Source organism: Oscillatoria sp. FACHB-1407 (assembly GCF_014697545.1).
Lineage (GTDB): Bacteria > Cyanobacteriota > Cyanobacteriia > Elainellales > Elainellaceae > FACHB-1407.
Map to the genome: position 1 here is coordinate 175797 of NZ_JACJSA010000004.1, position 18333 is coordinate 194129.

Here is an 18333-nt window from a genome sequence, read left to right on the forward strand (position 1 = left end):
ATCGCGTTTTGAGTGTTGTGCGATCGCTAACATACTCTAAAGAAACTACCGTTTTACCTCACACGTGTCTAAGCAACATAACGTTCCGGCTGAGCAGCTGCAAGTAACCTTTGCAACACCACCAAGATCCTCCAACAGTCCGCTCCAGTCGGGTTGTTGTGTAGCCCTTACTGCCGATTCACAGCTTCTAGAGCAACCGCGATCGCCCGTTCCTTTTGAGGATCTGAGCCTTGAGCATAGTCCAGTGAGAATGGAACTTCAATGTCTGGCTTCACTCCAACTCCCTCTATTCGTTGATTTTCATCTAGATGCACATCCGCGATTGCCAAATATAAGACACTGCCATCATTCATGGCAAACAAGTTTCCTTGAACAACTGCACCCGCCGTCCTAGCACCGACAACAGGACCAATCCCATATTTGCGAAATCCATAGGCAAGAATTTCTTTACCACTTCGACTATTTTCATTGACTAGCATCACCACAGGTTTACTCCAAGCGGAACTAGAGGTGGATGGTGTCCGGTTTCGGGCAGTTCCAGTGAGTCTGATATTCCGAGACGTGTACAGATTGAGATAGGACGCAGAAGCCCCGCCCCACCCTTCCCTCAAATCGAGAACAAAGCTATCTACATCTTTCAAACGACCGTAGAATAGTTCGGCTTCAAGTTGTTTCTGAAACTGTTCACCTGCATAAGACCAGAGATGGATATAGCCAATTTTTCGCCCTGCTTGCTCAACAACCTGAACGCTTGCTTTCATCGCATCCAAAAACATTGTCGTGCCATCAAGCATGTTAGGCACGACCGTAACTTCATGTTGACTGCTTGAAGTTGGAGATCGTTGAGCCAGCAGTTTAACAGGCTGATTCGCTTTGCCAGCAAATGACTGAATTGGGTGAAAGGGTTGACCTTCAATGCCCAGCAAACGATCGCCTACCAACAGTCCTGCCTCCGATGCGGGACTGCCATCGAGAACTGCACTAATGAAGGTACCTCCATTCTGCTGTTTGGTGAAAATACCAATGCCGCTGTATTGAGGTTTTCCATTAGGCAACCTATTTTCAAGTTGCTGTTGTAACTCAGGATTTCTCGGTAGAAAAATACCCAGGATTTGATAATACTCCGGTTCATCCGAAGTATAGAAATGAGTATGTGAAGTTCGCAATTCGGCAAGCATCTGATTAATGACCTCTGTCAACTCAGCTTTCGATCGGGTTTGGCTTGCTTGAGGTCTATACTTCTCATGGATGTCCTGCCAGCTTATGCCGTTAAAGTTTGGATCAAAAAAGTTGTCATTGACAGTTTGCCAAACTTGCTCAAAGGTATCAGGATGAGATTGTCCTATGGTGGATAGAGTGTGAGCGCTCCCACCCCAAAAAAGTAGAACTAAAGCACTCACTAACGCGATCGCAACGAGGTGGACGTGGCGGATCAGATTCAAGGGCTGCATTCAAATCCTCGGAACTCTGCCTAGTATCAGAACACATATTGAACTGAATGTCCCTTGCTGAGAACTCATTCTTGCTCTTAATCAATCTTAAAATCTTGCCAAAAATCTAAAAAATTGTCTCACCGAACGCAGGTAACCTTTGCATCTCTCCGATAAGTTGACATAGTTCCGGTGCAGCGGGATTGTTGGGCTGCTATTTGTGGAGGAGTCATACACGGACTAACCTATGTTTGCTACACCTGTATCCCACCCCTTGTAAAAATCTTGCATTAAACCTCCTTGACTCTCTCCCTACAACAGACTTTAGGCTTGCAATGAACGCTTTTACTGAGTCTATCTGTACAGAAACACTATGCTACGGATCGGATACTTCTCACGGATCAGCCAAGTAGCAGTCCAAACGTTACGATACTACGACAAGCTGGGTTTGCTGCGCCCTGTCCATGTTGACCACTTTACCAGCTATCGCTATTACTCGATTGAGCAATTGCCACGCCTCAATCGCATTTTGGCGCTTAAGGATTTAGGCTTGTCCCTTAATCAAATCGCACGAATATTAGAGGAAGATGTGAGTGCCAACGAAATTCGTGGCATGTTGAGATTTCGGCACGCGCAACTTGCCGATCAGATGCAGGAAATGCAAGCGCAGTTAGCACGAGTAGAAGAGCGACTCAGATCAATTGAGCAGGAGGGAAAAATGCCAAAGTATGATGTTGTGCTTAAGACAGTCGAACCTGTGCTTGTCGCCGGACGACGCATCATTATCAGTGAAAACTTAAATTATCCGATTGGATTACCAGAAGCATTTCAAGAAGTGTATGCCTACACCAAAGAGCATCGCACTGACCCGACAGGCTGCGGAATAGCGATCTGGTACACCCCAGTTGATACAACTACAAATGAAGATGTGGAAGCAGCAGTGCTACTCAAAGAGCCAATGCTGGAAAGTGAGCGGATCAAAGTACACCAACTGCCTCAAGTTGAAGTTGCCTCAGTTGTCCATCAAGGTCGCATGAAGGATTTTATGCAAGGTTATCAAGCTGTACTCAGTTGGATTGAAGGGAATGGTTACGAGATAACGGGTCCCTTTCGGGAGGTCTACCACAAGTTCGTTGGAGATCGAATGGACGATGTAATGATTGAGATTCAGTTTCCGGTGGCTAAGGTAGATTTGTAGGACAGGCTAGTTCAACAGATAAAGCTACTGAAGCCTTGCTTTGCTTTGAGGGAATTTGAGCGCCGTAGCAGTCCAACGGTTCGCTTGAGCGGCTGCCAGTACCCTTGAACTCAACACCAAGATCTTTTGACAGTCCGCTCCAAGCGAATTGTTATACGGCGCTATTGGTAGAACTAGTGGGTTATTTGCCTCGAACGTAGCCATTCTGCGATCACTCGACAAACGCTGATCCGACTGTTTGTCTTTTCGATAATGGCGATGCCCATGCCAAGTGACCCACTAGTACAGAATCGAAGCAAGTATTCGATACTTCTCATTACTCTGACTGATCCTCCAGTTCGGGCTTGGTGGATTCAGAAGAAGAACGCCCACCAAGCAAACCAAAAATAGCGCCAGTTCCCATTAACCAAGTATTTTGCGTTGTGTCGAGCATTCCTTTCTGGGGGTCGGTTGGATTTACTTGTCCAGCAAGCCAGAGAGCAGTACCACCCGAAAGAAGAGTAATACTGACGACTGTTAAGAAGACAAGATTGAAAGTAGAAGATTTCATGATTGTTTGGCTGAACTACAACTATCTTTAGTTTCCAAAACACTTGCCTGCAATCGTGCCTGAGCTTGTCCGTGTAGCTGTCTGAAATTATGACTGAGTACGGTTTTCGTGTGTGACTCCAAGAATAAGCCGTTAAAATGATAGCCGTAGGAAGAAATTCTAAAGTTGAGCCATGAGCCGAGGAACGCTTAGAGCTTCAGAAAGAGGGATTGAAATAGCAAAGGCGGCACTAAACCGAGCATGTCTAACTCAGAAGGCATTGGCTGAAGAACTTGGCATTGCCCGCTCAACTGTTAGTAAGTTCTTCAATGGGGGAAGCCTTGATCGATATGTCTTTATTGATACTATTTGCCATAAACTGGATTTGGACTGGAATGAAATTGTTCAACGACCAGAATTTCCAAAACATACTGAGGTAAAACTGGCTCCAGAAAACGCTAAACAACTAGATAGTGTTAACTCTGATGTCGATGATTTAGTTGTCAGAGTAAGGAGGAAAAGACGTAGTAGTGTTCAGAAGCAGTACGGTACTATGCGCGTACTGGACATGAGCCAACCCGTCGGTATAGATGAAGTTTATACAAACGTCAACATTCTCGAAAGAATTACTAGTCGTCGGCGTATCGGTCTTTCTGAATTGCAACAAAACTGTAATCAAGTTAATTTCGATCGCTTTGGGCTTGGAAAAATATCTGAAAAAAGAGTTCTTGGTATCAAAGCTGTTGAGAAGTATTCAAAATTGATGGTTTTAGGAAAGCCAGGAGCAGGTAAAACAACTTTTTTGAAGTACTTAGCGATTCAATGTAACTCAGGAAATTTTCAAGCTGGTAAAGTCCCTATTTTTATTACTCTAAAAGATTTTGCTGAAGTAGAAAAGACATCAAATTCAAACGGTATAAATAAAAACAAAGAGTATCCAAGTTTAATGGATTATATTGTTTTACAGTTTTCAAAACAAAACATTAGCTCGAAACAGGTAGAGAATTTATTTAGGCAAGGTAGGGGGCTGATCCTACTTGATGGCTTAGATGAAGTTAGAGATGAAGATTCCAAAAGAACAATTAGAGAGATTAAAGACTTTTCAGATCAATTCGATTCTAACTGGTTCGTTATAACTTGTCGTATTGCAGCTAAAGAGTACACATTTGAGCGTTTTACAGAGGTGGAAGTCGCAGATTTTGATAAAACTCAAATACACACTTTTGCCAAAAAGTGGTTTCAGATAAAAGATCCAGAGAAAATTGAAAAGTTCATCCGAAAATTAGAAGGAAATGAGCCAATTCAAGAATTAGCAACTAGCCCTTTGTTGCTAACTTTACTATGCTTAGTTTTTGAGGAGAAAGCAGATTTTCCTGCTAATCGTTCTGAGTTGTACAAGGAAGGTTTAGATATTCTATTGAAGAAATGGGATGCTAAACGTAATATTGAGCGAGACCAGATATATGAACAACTGTCCCTGCAACGAAAAGAAGATTTACTCAGTCAAATTGCAAAACAAACCTTTGAACGAGGTGATTATTTCTTTAAACAGGCGGAACTAGAATATTATATTGCTGATTATATTCGTAATCTACCTGAAGCAAGACTTGATCCAGAAGCTCTCAGATTGGATAGCGAAACGGTTTTAAAGTCAATTGAGGCTCAGCATGGATTATTGACAGAACGAGCACGCGGAATTTATTCTTTTTCCCATTTGACATTTCACGAATATTTTACGGCACGGGAAATTGTATTTGGCTTACAACCGTTAGAAAAAGCACTAGAAGACTTAAACAAGCATCTTAGAGAACCGCGTTGGCGTGAAGTTTTTCTACTAAGTATCGGAATGCTTCGCAATGCGGACTACTTACTAAGCTCAATGAAATCAACTGTTGATAATCTTATAAAAAATGACAAGGATTTACAGGCTTTCTTAAGCTGGATACATCAGAAATCTCGTAGTATCGAATCTTTCTATAAGCCAGCAGCTATTCGTGCTTTTTATCTTGCGGTCGATCTTGCTCGTGCAAACTCCCTCGAACGTGCAACCAGCAGTATTGTTGTTTGTGCGAAATCTATTGCTACAGATTTAATCTTTGAAGACCGTATAGATGCTGCTCTCGAAAGTGTTCGGGAACTTGTTGTAGAACTAGATTTTGATTTTGGTTCTACCATCAACCCAGATCGAACTCTTGCTTTTGCAATTGATAACGATCTTACTGTTAGCAGAAATGGTGAACTCGTTCTTCATGAGGCTGCCGAAAACCGCGATTTAGTTCACCTAACTCCATTTGAAGAAGCTCAAGAAGAATTAGACGTACTTGAAGATATGTCTTCAAAGCTTTTAGAAATTGAGGATCAATATGAAGAAGTGGCTGATCGACTAGAAGAGCTTGAAAAAAGACGTGAAGAATTGATGACAGAAATTGAGGCAATAGATAAGGAAAAAGTAGAAGCTGATCAGGATGAAATAGATTATGTTAAACAGACACTTGAAGAAATCAATGAAGAAATTCAAGAAAACCACGAAGAGATCAATAATTGTAAGAAAGAGATCGAGGTGTTAGAGCAGGATTTTTCAGATCTAATAAGTGATATTGAAATTAATATAGAAAATCCAACACTTAAGAATGAACAAAATATTAATCTTGTTCGTTCCAAAATCTATTCTAGTATTCAAGATCTTGAGGAGCGTATTGCTGAGCTTGAAGAACAAGAATCACAGAACGAATTTAATCTGGACTCAAAGCTTGATGCACCGTTATCTAAATTGTTGCAGGAGCTTAAGAGCCAACTTCCTGATCTAAATATCTTTCAAGATTGGTGGGAAAATCAAGGCTCAATCTGGTCTGAGCAATTAAGAAATGGAGTTTGCAAATTAATGATTGACTTCAGTAATTTAGGGCATAATTGGCAATTCAGTCATCATCAGATGACACTTTTGAAGGAGTACTATGACGGAAATAAACTGTTAGTGGACTGTCTTAATAGCGATTGCTACATAACTCGTTCAGTTCGAGATGAAATTGAGACTACTCTGCTTTTACCTAGTGCTGAAGTTGAGCGAAGAAAATCCTCTGAAACCACTTAATCTTTAAAGTAGTACAGATCCTCCATGTACCACCAAAAACCGAGCCGTATAACAATATTATTAGAGTGATTTTTTCATCCTAATACCCCTCATAGGTCAAATAGGATGAAAAAATCACGCTATTTGGAAAATCGGGCAATTAGATCGATTTTTGCAGCCTAATACCCCTGTAGAACCTATTAGGATGATTTTTTCACACTATTTGGAAAATTGGGATATTAGGCAGATTAAATAACCGCATATTAACCTCTACTCAGAGAACGTGCTGATTTTATTTAGCATTTTTTCTGGTTCTATGAGCTTTGCTGGCATACTAATGAGCTAATGTTCCAATTAGATCGACTCTCATGGTCAGTGATGCTATTCGGGTGAAACAAATCTCTTAGTACGCTTGTCTACAATCAACCTTTGGATTATTCTATGAAACACTGGATTTCCAGTAGACAGGCTTAAGGTGAGGATAACGCTGATTAGGAGTGCTGGAACACTCGCTAACCAGCTAACCTAACTCCTGATGTAGGCAGGAGGTTAGGCTGTGTTGATTTTAGGATCAATCGCCTTACTGAAGCAAAACAAGTAGTTAGGAAACTACGCCTTAAGCTTTTCTTCGCTACAGTTCATCTCCTTCAGTGAGGCAAATAGTATGACTACAGAGTTTAACGAACTGCTGCCCGTTCCGCCTGCCGAAAAAGTGCAGATTTGGATCATTGGCACGCGAGAACAGGTGAAACACACGATTAACGAGTTTTATGTGAAACAACTGGTAAATGATCGCGTTCACTTTATGCCAATTGTGCCTGCTCCGTTTGCCCAAGGCAAGTTTATGACGGTGTTAGAGCGATAGGGAATGGGGAGTGGAGGGGTGGAGGAGTCATTAGTTATTCCTTTGCCACCCCTCTACCCCTGACTCCTCTACTTTCTCCCGCTATCAAATTCACGACAGCATAATTCATCAAGTTGGAGCGATGCAAAGCTGTACCAAATTGATGTTAATCCATTGCAGTGACTTCTATTCCCTATTGCCTACTCGTAACTGCTTCTGGAATGGTGATATCAACTGGAATGACTTCGACACCGGGAGCCAAACTGCTCAACGGCGGATTAATTGCGGCTGAATTACCAACTACCAGTGTGACGATTTGGTCAGGCTGAAGATAGGTTTGAGCCGCTTCCAAAATATCGGCTGTGGTTGTGTTTTCGATCTCACGACGATAACGGAAGATGAAGTCAGATGGGTAGCCAAAGTATTCATAGCGAATCAGTCGCGAGAGCACCTGAGCCGGAGTTTGGAAGTTAAAAATAAACGCATTGAGAACGGCATCTTTAGCACGGGCGAGTTCGATGTCAGAGATGGGGCTAGTGCGGATTTTCTCAATTTCAGCCAAGACGGATTGGATGAAAGAGACTGTGGCTTCAGAGCGAGTCTGCCCACCGCCGATAAAAACGCCAGGATAATCGAATCGAGCACTCCAATAGGCGTAAACGACGTAGGCGAGTCCTTGACGCGATCGCACCTCATTCACCAGACGTCCCCCAAAGCCATTCATCACCTCGTTTAACACGGACAATGGGACATAGCCAGGGCTGTTTAATTGCCCGCCCAGATGCCCCATCTGAATGAAACTTTGGGTTAATTGCGGTTGATCCACCAGAAAAACACCACCCTGGTTTGCTTGATTGACCGCAGGCAATGTTAAATCAGCCGCAGATGGAGCAGGTTGCCAATCGCCGAATTGTTCTTCAATCAGCGATCGCATTGTCTCGGTGTCAAAATCTCCTACAATCCCCAAAATCATGGTGCTGGGCTGAAAGTAAGTCTGGTAAAACTGCACCAGATCATCTCGACTGATATTGTCTAACGTGGTGTACTCCACTGTGCGAGCGTAGGGGCTTTCTGTGCCGTAAATCAGTTTCTGAAACTCCCGTCCGACAATCTCATCGGGGTCATCGTTGCGGCGTGAGATCGATCCCCGAAACTGTGTTTTCGACAACTCGATCTTGTCTTGAGGAAACGCAGGTTGACGAATCACCTCGGCAAACAGCCCAAAAACCTCTGCCAGATCTTCGCTCAAGGCACTAAAACTGGCACTACCACTGCTGATATCAACGCCTGTTTCAACCGATGCTGCCCGTTGCTCCAAGATTTGATTGAGCCGATCCGGTGGATGGTTGACCGTTCCTCCACTCCGCATCACTTCGCCCATGATGCTTGCCAATCCAGTTTTTTCAGCGGGTTCAAAGCGATCGCCCGTGCGAAATGTGGCACTGCCCCCCACTAACGGCAACTCATGATCTTCCATGAGATACACCACAATGCCATTGTCCATTTCATAGCGAGTGTAGTCGGGTAGTTCGATCTCAGGCAGTGGTGGAAACGTCAACTCAGTGTAGTGACGAGCAGGGCTTGCCAATACCGGAGAACGCCAGGAACCGAGTAACACCAGGGCAAGGACGGTCAGGGCAATTGTTCCGTAGTGGATGAGTTTTTGAGCAAAGGGATGACGTTGATCTGACATAGCAAGAGGTAAAGGGAGTAGGGAGTAGGGAGTAGGGGTTGGAGTAGAGGTAGAAGAGATCAGGAGCAAACCGCTTTTTTATCCTTTATTTCTCATCCCTCATCCTTGCTTTACTCCTCCGTTGGCAACAGTTTTCCAATGGTGAGTTTTTCAGGCACAAAGGTAGATTGCGCGACTCGTTGCACATCTTCAGCGGTAATCGCTTCAAACTTGCGGAGGTCTTCAAACAGGTTGCGCCAATCGCCTGTATTTGCCTCATATTCAGGTAAGAGGCTTGCCATACCTTGATTGGATGCCAGCGTTTCGAGTAACCCTGCTCGTGCCTGAGTCTTGATGCGATCGAGTTCTTCAGCGGAGACGGGTTCCGTTTTGAGCCGTTGAATCTCGGCGTTCATGGCAGTGGCAACCTCTTCAACCGTGTGTCCCGGTGCGGTGAGGGCATATATCAACATCATCGTGGGATAGCGATCGCCCGGAAACCCGTTAGACACCTGTACGCTCAGAGCCAACTGCTGCTCCTCGACCAGCGATTTGTACATGCGAGAGGTGCGTCCACCCGTCAAGATCGCTGCAATGAGTTGATAGACGAGATGATCGGGGTCGCGTAGAGAAGGACGCTGATAGCCCTCCATATACCAGGGTTGAGTCGGCAAGCGCAAAGTGACTTCACGCGGCTCCGTTTGAACTGGGGCGATCGCCTCTACTTCAGGAGCTTCAGAGCGAGCTTGATAGCGTCCAAAATAAGTTTCCGCGAGCCGCTTCACCTCACGCGGATTCACATCGCCTACAACTGCTGCAATGATGTGAGTCGGCGTGTAATAGGCTTGATAAAACTCCTGGATATCCTGGCGGCGCATATTGCGGAGGTCTTCTTCATAACCGATGATCGGTCGCCCATAGGGATGCCCTGGAAATCCGGCTTCTAAGAACTGCTCAATCATTTTACCGATGGGTGAGTTGTCAGTTCGCATCCGCCGCTCTTCTAAGATCACATCTTTTTCTTCATAGAACTCCCGAAAAACGGGTTCTAAAAAGCGTTCTGATTCCAACGACATCCATAGTTCTAACTTATTAGCTGGAAAGCTGTAGAAATAGCGGGTCGCATCGGCTGAGGTGGTTGCATTCAATCCCACACCGCCAGCCTGCTCGACAATTTGCCCCATCTCGTTTTGTTTGACATATCTCGATGCTTCAGCCCGCACCGTGTTGAATTCTTCCTGGAACCTGGCAGCTTCATCGGTTTGTCCGGCTGCTTTCGCCGCTTGAATCTGGTCAAACAAAACGTCTAGCCGTTCCAGCAGAGCCTTTTCAGCCTCGTAGTCAGTCGTACCAATGCGAGTTGTGCCTTTAAACGCGAGGTGCTCTAAAAAGTGAGCGGCTCCCGTTCTACCTTCCTTTTCATAGGCGGCTCCCACATCTACATAGGTCATAAACGAAACGACCGGAGCCTGGTGTCGCTCCATCACAATAAAGCGCATACCGTTGTCCAGGGTGAATTCGGTAATCCGGTCAAGCACCCGGTCGATGTAGGGCTGAATGGAACCAGAAGTCGGAGTGGCTGTGCGAGCAGAGGCGATCGCCGCAGGCATTGCCCACCACAGCATGACAGCTAACAAAAAGGTCGTAACAACACGATGCCAGGTAATCGATCTGAAAACCTGAAGAACTTGCCAGAGCGAAGACGGTTTGGCAACGAATGAGCTTTGACGCATGGAGACAGGATTCGCTAAAAATAAACCGCAAAGGATATCAGGTTCCAGGATAGCGTAGGCAGAGGAACCCGGTAATTTCTAGTTAATCCATAACACAGACCCTGGTTATATCTCCCTTAATTCACTCTTAATTATGTTGCTGGGTATGTCCAGGCTCTTGTGCTTCATGCCGTTGGGGGAGACATCAGGAGGATTTAAGAATCCCCTATGTTATGAAGATGTTTCGAGAGGAAATTGGCTAGCCTGATTACATGATATTTTTGTTCTCCACGCAGGATTCATACAAGAAATTTGGGGGAGGTGATGGTGTTTCAAATCAGTTGATAGTCTCTGTCAGAATCCCCTGTATTCCTCTTGGGGCAAGGATGCTGACAGCCAGGGGTCAGTAGTAATAGATCGGAAACACTACCCGGAAGTAATGATAGTTTTTCAAGAAAAGATTGATGGTTGAGATGGCACTCTTTTGAGGAAAACCCGTCATAACAAGTTGTAGACATAAATCGTAAATCGTATCATTCGTCACAAAAACTTCTACCGTATGAAATCTAATCTGGCGAAGCAACTCTTAGGTTGCTTGGGAACCGTTCTCTACGTTGGTTCTCTCAGCCCTATGGTGTTGGCACTCGATTCCCGACAAACTATTGTGGCTCAAGCCTCGGTCGCTCAAGCCTCCGGTGCTCAGTGTAATCAACAACGTAATCAGGTGACAGAAACAGCGGCACGCGAATGGTTGGAGCGCAGCCGCACCTATTCTCAAACGGGTAAACCTGAACAAGGAGCACAGGCTTTGATTCGAGCCTTGCAACTAACGCAACGATCGCCCGATATGCGCTTTCGATCGGAAATGGTGCAATCGATCGCTGACGATTCCCCAACTGGGGTATTGCAGGTGTTAGTCGATCAATCGGTGGCACTGCAAAAATTGGATGCTGGGCGATCGCCACTGCCATTGATGTTGCAGGTGACGCAAACCTTGCCTACGGCTTACAGTGCTATTAAGACGCAGGGGTTAACGGCAGTCGCAAAGCACCATATCCGGTTAGGACAACACCAGCAGGCAACGGGGGTGCTGAGTCAAGCTGTGCAGTCGGCTCGGTTTCTGCAAGGGGCGGAGTTTCAAACCAAAGCACTGACTGCGATCGCTCAACAATATGCTGAGCTAGGCGATCGCAACCAGACCCTCGCCTTGTTGGATCAGTCCTTCCAGTTTGCCCAACAGGTGCAGCACCCCAACCCACTGCGGCGTGCCTGGATTTTGCAGCCGATCGCTGTGACCTACGCGAAAGCAGGGCAATTTGAGCGGGCAATTCAAATCGCTGAGATGATTTCTGATACAGATCAGGCGGCGTCTTACGCACGCAATGATACGCTTGCTGCCATTGTTGGTGCCTATGCCACATCTAACCAGATCGATGCTGCGTTGCAACTGGCTGAACGAATCACGCATCGGGAAATCAAAGCGATGACTCTAGCGCGATTTGCGGGAGTATTTGGGCGATTGGGAGCCGCAGAGCAATCTCAAAGTCTGTTGAATCGGGCGATCGCGACAGTTCAAGGTGAATCTAATCCAGGCTTTAGATCTAGAATCTTCGCAAATGTGACTCAGACCTATGCCAGGGCGTCAGGCTATCCTACGGGTGCGTTACCTGTGGTGAATTTGATTACCGACCCTCTGACTAAAGCTCAAGCCCTGATCGATTTGGCAGCGTTAGAAACTGATTCTAGCCGAGCCATCTCCCTGGTTAACCAGGGGTTAGAAGTTGCGAGACAAGTTGACAACTGGTCAGTGCAAACGGGTTTAATCAACCAACTGATTGAGGCTCACATCTCGGTTAAACGATATGCGATCGCTCTGCAAATTGTGCAGTCTTTGCCGGCTGATGGTCCCTTTGCGGACAGATACTCCATTTTGGAACGTATTGCGGCTCAAGCGTCTGCCAATGGAGAACTTGACATTGCCCTGCAAGCCATTGATGCCATGCCTGCCAACTGGGATGACCCCCGCAATCAAGGACTCCGGGACGTCGCTGTTGGGTATGCCAAAAACCGACAGTTTGATCGGGCAATGCAATTGTTTCAGCGCATCACCAACAATGGGAGTTATCCCTATCAAGTGAGAACGCTGGCAGCACTTGCAGACCAGGCCGCTACGCAGGGCGATCGCAACCGCGCCAATGGGTTGTTAGCGCAGGCACTTCAAATTGCCAATCGCCTCACGGGCAACCAAAAATCGGATGGATTGACAACACTCGCCATTCACTATGCTCGGTTGGGGCAGGCAGATCGAGCCGCTCAGTTGCGATCGCAAGCCTTACAGATTGCCAGTCAGAGAGATGTGGTTGATAGTGTTAATCAGTTGCGGCAAATGGTGCGACAATACCTCAACGCTCAACAGTATGAGTATGCTGTTCAGGCAGCGATCGCGATTCGAGAAGAAGGAGAGCGATCGATCACGTTGAATGAAATCGCGGCTCAACTGATTGAAGCAGGGCAATTTGAAACGGCGGTTCGGGCAGCGAATGCGCTTTCGACTCCAGAGGACAAGACGCGATTTCTGGTGGAAGTCTCTCACCATTACGTTGCAGATGGCAATTTGCAACAAGCCTCTGCCATTCTTGCACAAGCCTTTGAAACGGCTAAGACCATTTCAGGGCAAGAGTCTCGCCAAATCGTAGTAAGAGAAGATCTGATTGTGGATGACCCCTTTGATCGGGCTAGCTTTTTAGAGGCGATCGCCCTTAAGTATGCCGATATTGGGCAATACGATCGAGCGATGCAGGTTGCTCAAACCCTGCGAACCCCAAACGTCCGCACTCCGCTCCTCCAGCGATTGGCTTGTTATCGTTAACCCCCTGCAAATCCCCAGAATCTAAGAGATTCTGGGGAGCTTTCTGACTCACCTCTGCCCCATCAAATGTGGCTACAGCCATACTGCTACAAATCGCACTCCACCGCTTGCGGCACCGCCCCTGTGCCTTACACAGGTTGCAGTTGTTGAATCCGTTGGCGGCGACGACGTTGCCAAACTTTGGGAATTACCTTCATATGGCGAGTAAAACTGTTCCATTCTTCTGGGCTGAGTTGAATGGCTTGCCAGGATGGACGTGCCAACAACCGCTCAGACCAGGCGTGTAGCTTTGGATACGGAGTGAGGGAGATTCCCAAGTGGGGCAGTATGGGGACGAGTGTCCCGGCGACGATTTCTGCCAGAGTGAGATGCTCTCCGGCAATAAAGGGATGATCCGCTGCATCGCTCAACATTGATTCCAGAAAGTTGAGTGTATTGGCAATGCGAAATTGAGCGTATTGAACATCAGGGGTATCGGCGTTATGAATCAACAACCCAACGACCCCAGGCAACAGTTCATTCAAGGTGACAAATTGCACCATGCGTACATTAGCGAGACTTTCTGGATCGTGGGGTAACAGCGATCGCGTCGGATATTTTGCTTCTAGATAATCCAAAATCGCTTGTGACTCAATCACCCGAAACCCATTATCGATTAAGACCGGAATGTGTCCAAATGGGTTTAGAGCCAGAAACTCAGCTTCAAACTGTTCCCCTCCCAAATTCACAGGCACCAGTTCAAAGGGGAGGTGCTTTTCTAGAAGGGCTAACCAGATGGGACGGGCATAGAGCGAAGGACGAGCGTAGTAGAGTTTGATTGATGTAGAGTCTGGCTGTTGAAGCGTCTTATCCATGAAAGATTTCTCCGGTTAAAGCACGACCATTGGTGCTGATTATTTTTAGCACGAACGTTCGTATTTTGTCTAGGGCGATCGCCCAGTGAGTAGACTTCGCAAGATGTTGTTATTTTTAGCAAGAACGGGTGAGCATAAATTAGCGGAAAGGTTTAGAGTAAGCGCATTCTACGAAATTCCGTAAGATCATCCTATGATGGCTGCCGACACCTCACTCATGGTTGAACTGGTTCAAGATTGGAGCAAACGATCGAGAACTTGACTCTTGAGGACTTTTGCAGAAGTGCGCCCCACAATTGGTGAATCTGAAACCGACTTCTCATCGACTCGTAAGCAGGAGACTGTATGACCACAACCCTGGAAGCGCAAACCGCGAATTGTGCTGTAATCAAAGCTCTCAACCGTCAGCAAGCCAACACTTTAGTCACCTATCTGAATTACAAAAAGTATCACTGGATGACCTACGGTCCTCTGTTTCGCGATCTGCATTTGTTGTTTGAAGAACAGGGCAATGACGTGTTTGCCATGCTGGATGAATTGGCTGAGCGATCGCTGATGCTAGACGGTCAGCCTGTTGCGGATCCGGCAGATTATCTGCCCCTGGCAACGGTCAAAGCGTCGGTTGGCAAACTGTCGTTGTCAGAAATGATTCAAGAGGCGATCGCGACTCATGAACAGGTCATTCAAGAAATGCACACCGACGCCGATCTGGCAGCGCAAGCAGGTGACATTGGAACGGCTGATCTCTATACCCGCTTTGTCCAAACGCATCAGAAACATCGCTGGTTTTTGAAAGAACTGCTGCGTAAGAGTGACGGGTTGGTGTCATAGCCATTAGTCCAACTCGAAGCACATTTAACCTAGACAGCGATCATGGCATTCTTAGCCAACTGTTCGTCATGAAAACCGCATTAACTCAGCATAAACAAATCAAACTCTCAGCACGAGAACTAGAAGTTCTCAAGTTAATTGTTGAGGGTTACACCAATCCTAAAATTGCAGCCGAGCTTTATATTAGTCTGAACACTGCCAAGACTCATGTTCGGAGTTTGATGAACAAGTTGGGAGCCAGTCATCGGATTGAAGTGGTGATCAATGCCATCCGACATGGAATTGTCGAGATATAAAACTTGGCGATTTTAGGAGCTTGCAGGGGGCTGTCGTGGCACCTTACTGCTTGGCGTTGATGGAGAGTGTCCTCTCTCAAGGTGGCGATCGAAAACTAGCCCCATCACAATTTGGTAGGGGTGGGTTTTTATGATTCTCAAAAATTAACCGCCGCTATACGGGTGTTTCGTGAAACACCTCTCCGAAATTTATAGAAGCAACACCTAAAATCCACCGCTATAGCGATCGCCAAAACCATTAGGACATTGAATTTGAGTCCTGCTGAGAGAGACGCGATTAATCGCGTCTGTCCTGTTGAGTGCCTTGTCTTAACTGAGGTGACTACAGCTATACAGTGGGGTTTTATAGCCGTAGCCACAGGTGATGGGGTGGAGGCGAGTCGGAAAGATCCCTCAGAATCAGGGCTTGACCCATTGCCTTTGTCCTAGAGAGATTTCTGAGAAAGAATGTACCAGTCGGTTTCTGGTAGGGGCATTTCACGAAACGCCCTTACAGGTATTTTGTTTCCTAGAAATCTCCTAAGCTTTCTGACCAAAGCTATATTTCGGGAGCTTTAACATAAAACCACCTCTCCTGGCTCATCTAGTTGGGTGATACCAATGGATGAGGTAGACGGTAAAGAGAAATTCGTTTAATGGCAATGGTTGACCCCTCACACCCCAAGTCCCCTTGTCTGCGGTATCTCCGTTATTGGGGGACTTGGGTCATCGAAGTGACTCACGTTCATTCAAAGCAGGGTGAATGCTGGTAAGACGCTCTTTAACTCGGCTCTCGATTTCCCAAAGATAGGTTTTTGACATGACAAATACACTCCTCGTAGCTGGTCAACGGAACGCGACGACTTCTACCCAACCCGGTTTATCCATTAACGATGTCACCGTCAGCGAAGGCAATACAGGCACCAAAAATCTCGTGTTTACGGTGAGTCTGAGTGCTGCGAGTGCTACACCAGTCAGCGTGATTTACACCACCACGAGTGAAGGCTTTGCCACAATCAGTAACGTTGCCAGACCTGGCGACGACTATCTTACCGCCTCTGGAATTCTCAACTTTGCTGCTGGAGAGACTCTCAAAACGATTACAGTGCAGATTAAGGGAGATGCGGTACTCGAAATTGATGATGTTTTCATGGTGCGTCTGAGCAATCCTGTGAATGCGGCGATCGCTGATGCTGAGGGCTTCGGCACGATTGTCAACGATGACCAATCTCAAACCCCCAATCAACCAACTCCAGGCGATGATGACTTGACGGGTACATCTGCAAATGATGTTCTGGCAGGTGGGGATGGCAACGATCGCCTCAACGGAGGAGATGGTCGCGATCGCCTGTTGGGGGGCAACGGCAATGATGTACTCAGAGGTGAAGCCGGGAGTGATGTATTGCTGGGAGGTCGTGGCAGAGATACTTTTGTGCTGGAGCGTGGCACAGGGCGAGATATTCTGCGAGATTTTCGCGATCGCCAGGATAAGTTGGGGCTGTTGCCGGGTATGACCTTTGCCGATTTAGAAATTAACCAACGGGGTAACCGCACGTTGATCAGCCTGGATAACGATCTGCTAGCGGTTCTAGTGGGGGTGAGAGCTAACCAAATCACTGGAGCTGACTTTGTTTCGCTGAGTTAATTCAACTCTTTTGGCGCAGCTTCATCATGTAATTGGTGTGACAAAGGCTCAATGTTTCCCAGCGTTGGGTAATTTAACGTCAGTTCGGTTTAAGAGCCTGGTGAATGAATTTGCGGCTACTAGAGCGAAGTCCACCGACGCGGACTCCGGAAAATGCAGGATTTGACGAACCGACGCAGGTCGGCTTTGCTCCTGTAGCGGCGGGTTTAACCGCCGAAATCCCTGTCCCGAATTCACGTTAATTTAGGGGCTGAAAGGACGTGGGTAGAGGGAGTAGCCTTATAGAGAGTGAAGGGGGAAGGCTAACTAAATGCGGCTGCGTCAAGGGATACTGTTCCTGTTGCTTATCGTGCCAGGGATTTTCTGCTTTCTGTTTTGTATGGATTATGCCTTACGGGATTGGGTAGTCCTGCAAGAGGCGTACGCCAATTTTGCGCGAGTTGCCGATACGTCTGGTGATGTAGGTACTCTGTTTGTCGCGGAGGCAAGACAAAACATTCACCGCATCAATTTGTTTGCTGATGTGGTGTGGGCATTATTGGGTGCGATCGTCGCAGCCATTGGAATTCATGGAATGTGTGTCATTACCCCCCGGCAGAGGTAACGAGCCACTGCCTTACTTCCGGCGTTCTTGCAATTTGCGGTAGACATCGCGGATATCAACGTTGTGATGTGCCAGGGCAACGAGGGTGTGATAAAACAGGTCGGCAACTTCTCCCGCGATCGCCTCTGGGTCATCGTCTTTACAAGCCATCACGACTTCGGCAGCTTCTTCGCCAATCTTTTTCAGAATTTTGTTGTCTCCTCCAGCCAGGAGTTTGCAGGTGTAGGAGTCGGGGGTGGGGTTGTCACGACGATCGCGAATCACAGCGGCGAGTTGCGACAGGGTATCAGCAGGGGGTGGGGCGATCGCATGATCGATCTGGTGAAAACAACTGCGTTCTCCAGTGTGGCAGGCGATGTCACCGATTTGTTCGACGCCGATGAGCAGCGCATCACTGTCACAGTCATACCGCAGCGATCGCACCTGTTGCAGATGCCCAGATGTGGCTCCTTTGTGCCACAGTTCACCACGCGATCGGCTCCAAAACCAGGTTTCTCCAGTATCCAGCGTCTTTTGCAAGGATTCACGATTCATCCACGCCATCATCAACACCGTGCCATCTAGATAGTCCTGCACGATCGCGGGCACCAAACCCTGTTCGTTGTAGGCAATTTCATTAACGGGGATGGCGGGATTGGTCAAGACAGATGGATTGGCTGACATAGGTCGAAATGGCTGAAACGTCCGGATTGTGAATAATGATTGCGAAGGTTGAGTTAGCGAGGACAGATAAATCGCTAGATCTAGCGTAATCCGAATCGGGGACACTGCCTCAATACGAGAGCCGTTTTGTGAGGAAT

15 protein-coding genes are annotated in these 18333 nt (G+C 46.8%); 9 read left to right on the forward strand and 6 right to left on the reverse strand.

What is annotated here, in order from left to right:
- Positions 1–167: 167 nt before the first annotated feature.
- The gene (locus tag H6G89_RS08910; RefSeq protein ID WP_190505103.1) at positions 168–1451 is read right to left on the reverse strand and encodes a S41 family peptidase; all 1284 of its coding nucleotides are present in this window, start codon (positions 1449–1451) and stop codon (positions 168–170) included.
- Between the two features lie 352 nt (positions 1452–1803).
- Here H6G89_RS08910 and H6G89_RS08915 point away from each other — a divergent pair, with 352 nt between their 5' ends.
- Positions 1804–2628, forward strand: a complete 825-nt coding sequence (locus H6G89_RS08915) for a MerR family transcriptional regulator (RefSeq protein WP_190505105.1) — start codon at positions 1804–1806, stop codon at positions 2626–2628.
- A 316-nt stretch (positions 2629–2944) separates the two neighbouring features.
- Here H6G89_RS08915 and H6G89_RS08920 read toward each other — a convergent pair whose 3' ends face one another.
- A complete protein-coding gene (locus tag H6G89_RS08920; RefSeq protein WP_190505107.1) occupies positions 2945–3178 on the reverse strand; it encodes a hypothetical protein in 234 nt (77 codons plus the stop codon).
- 172 nt (positions 3179–3350) lie between these two features.
- On the opposite strand from H6G89_RS08920, the gene H6G89_RS08925 reads away from it, so the two are divergent.
- Positions 3351–6248 carry an NACHT domain-containing protein gene (locus tag H6G89_RS08925; protein WP_190505109.1) on the forward strand — a complete coding sequence of 966 codons (2898 nt, stop codon included), beginning with the start codon at positions 3351–3353 and terminating at the stop codon, positions 6246–6248.
- A gap of 643 nt (positions 6249–6891) precedes the next feature.
- Complete coding sequence (locus H6G89_RS08930; RefSeq protein WP_190505111.1) at positions 6892–7092, forward strand: hypothetical protein; 201 nt, start codon at positions 6892–6894, stop codon at positions 7090–7092.
- 172 nt (positions 7093–7264) lie between these two features.
- On the opposite strand, the gene H6G89_RS08935 is transcribed toward H6G89_RS08930, so the two are convergent.
- Both H6G89_RS08935 and H6G89_RS08940 read right to left on the reverse strand, forming a co-directional pair.
- On the reverse strand, positions 7265–8764 hold the full coding sequence (locus tag H6G89_RS08935) for a M16 family metallopeptidase (RefSeq protein WP_190505113.1): 1500 nt from the start codon (positions 8762–8764) through the stop codon (positions 7265–7267).
- 110 nt (positions 8765–8874) lie between these two features.
- Positions 8875–10368 carry a M16 family metallopeptidase gene (locus H6G89_RS08940; protein WP_441339443.1) on the reverse strand — a complete coding sequence of 498 codons (1494 nt, stop codon included), beginning with the start codon at positions 10366–10368 and terminating at the stop codon, positions 8875–8877.
- Between the two features lie 646 nt (positions 10369–11014).
- Here H6G89_RS08940 and H6G89_RS08945 point away from each other — a divergent pair.
- Positions 11015–13324: a tetratricopeptide repeat protein gene (locus H6G89_RS08945; protein WP_190505117.1), complete on the forward strand. Its 2310-nt coding sequence runs from the start codon at positions 11015–11017 to the stop codon at positions 13322–13324.
- Positions 13325–13452: 128 nt separating this feature from the next.
- Here H6G89_RS08945 and H6G89_RS08950 read toward each other — a convergent pair whose 3' ends face one another.
- Positions 13453–14178 (reverse strand): glutathione S-transferase family protein, encoded by a 726-nt coding sequence (locus tag H6G89_RS08950; protein WP_190505119.1) that lies wholly within the window; start codon positions 14176–14178, stop codon positions 13453–13455.
- Between the two features lie 345 nt (positions 14179–14523).
- On the opposite strand from H6G89_RS08950, the gene H6G89_RS08955 reads away from it, so the two are divergent.
- The 5 genes from H6G89_RS08955 to H6G89_RS08975 all read left to right on the forward strand — a co-directional run bounded on the left by H6G89_RS08955 (position 14524) and on the right by H6G89_RS08975 (position 17533).
- Entirely contained in the window at positions 14524–15009 is a 486-nt protein-coding gene (locus H6G89_RS08955) for a Dps family protein (protein WP_190505121.1), read from the forward strand.
- A gap of 68 nt (positions 15010–15077) precedes the next feature.
- Entirely contained in the window at positions 15078–15305 is a 228-nt protein-coding gene (locus H6G89_RS08960; protein ID WP_190505123.1) for a response regulator transcription factor, read from the forward strand.
- Positions 15306–16104: 799 nt separating this feature from the next.
- Complete coding sequence (locus tag H6G89_RS36100; protein ID WP_190505126.1) at positions 16105–16929, forward strand: calcium-binding protein; 825 nt, start codon at positions 16105–16107, stop codon at positions 16927–16929.
- Between the two features lie 104 nt (positions 16930–17033).
- Positions 17034–17171: a hypothetical protein gene (locus H6G89_RS08970; protein ID WP_190505128.1), complete on the forward strand. Its 138-nt coding sequence runs from the start codon at positions 17034–17036 to the stop codon at positions 17169–17171.
- A gap of 137 nt (positions 17172–17308) precedes the next feature.
- Complete coding sequence (locus tag H6G89_RS08975) at positions 17309–17533, forward strand: hypothetical protein (RefSeq protein WP_190505130.1); 225 nt, start codon at positions 17309–17311, stop codon at positions 17531–17533.
- Positions 17534–17545: 12 nt separating this feature from the next.
- Here the strand turns inward: H6G89_RS08975 and hisIE are convergent, their stop codons facing one another.
- Positions 17546–18196 (reverse strand): bifunctional phosphoribosyl-AMP cyclohydrolase/phosphoribosyl-ATP diphosphatase HisIE, encoded by a 651-nt coding sequence (hisIE, locus tag H6G89_RS08980; protein WP_190505132.1) that lies wholly within the window; start codon positions 18194–18196, stop codon positions 17546–17548.
- Positions 18197–18333 lie beyond the last annotated feature (137 nt).

Bases quoted from the DNA above. Each gene is read 5' to 3' on its own strand.
- H6G89_RS36100 (WP_190505126.1), top strand. From the start codon at position 16,105: ATGACAAATACACTCCTCGTAGCTGGTCAACGGAACGCGACGACTTCT.
- H6G89_RS08915 (WP_190505105.1), top strand. From the start codon at position 1,804: ATGCTACGGATCGGATACTTCTCACGGATCAGCCAAGTAGCAGTCCAA.
- hisIE (WP_190505132.1), bottom strand. From the start codon at position 18,196: ATGTCAGCCAATCCATCTGTCTTGACCAATCCCGCCATCCCCGTTAAT.
- H6G89_RS08935 (WP_190505113.1), bottom strand. From the start codon at position 8,764: ATGTCAGATCAACGTCATCCCTTTGCTCAAAAACTCATCCACTACGGA.
- H6G89_RS08955 (WP_190505121.1), top strand. From the start codon at position 14,524: ATGACCACAACCCTGGAAGCGCAAACCGCGAATTGTGCTGTAATCAAA.
- H6G89_RS08950 (WP_190505119.1), bottom strand. From the start codon at position 14,178: ATGGATAAGACGCTTCAACAGCCAGACTCTACATCAATCAAACTCTAC.
- H6G89_RS08940 (WP_441339443.1), bottom strand. From the start codon at position 10,368: ATGCTGTGGTGGGCAATGCCTGCGGCGATCGCCTCTGCTCGCACAGCC.
- H6G89_RS08910 (WP_190505103.1), bottom strand. From the start codon at position 1,451: ATGCAGCCCTTGAATCTGATCCGCCACGTCCACCTCGTTGCGATCGCG.
- H6G89_RS08960 (WP_190505123.1), top strand. From the start codon at position 15,078: ATGAAAACCGCATTAACTCAGCATAAACAAATCAAACTCTCAGCACGA.
- H6G89_RS08930 (WP_190505111.1), top strand. From the start codon at position 6,892: ATGACTACAGAGTTTAACGAACTGCTGCCCGTTCCGCCTGCCGAAAAA.
- H6G89_RS08970 (WP_190505128.1), top strand. From the start codon at position 17,034: ATGAATTTGCGGCTACTAGAGCGAAGTCCACCGACGCGGACTCCGGAA.
- H6G89_RS08975 (WP_190505130.1), top strand. From the start codon at position 17,309: ATGGATTATGCCTTACGGGATTGGGTAGTCCTGCAAGAGGCGTACGCC.
- H6G89_RS08920 (WP_190505107.1), bottom strand. From the start codon at position 3,178: ATGAAATCTTCTACTTTCAATCTTGTCTTCTTAACAGTCGTCAGTATT.
- H6G89_RS08925 (WP_190505109.1), top strand. From the start codon at position 3,351: ATGAGCCGAGGAACGCTTAGAGCTTCAGAAAGAGGGATTGAAATAGCA.
- H6G89_RS08945 (WP_190505117.1), top strand. From the start codon at position 11,015: ATGAAATCTAATCTGGCGAAGCAACTCTTAGGTTGCTTGGGAACCGTT.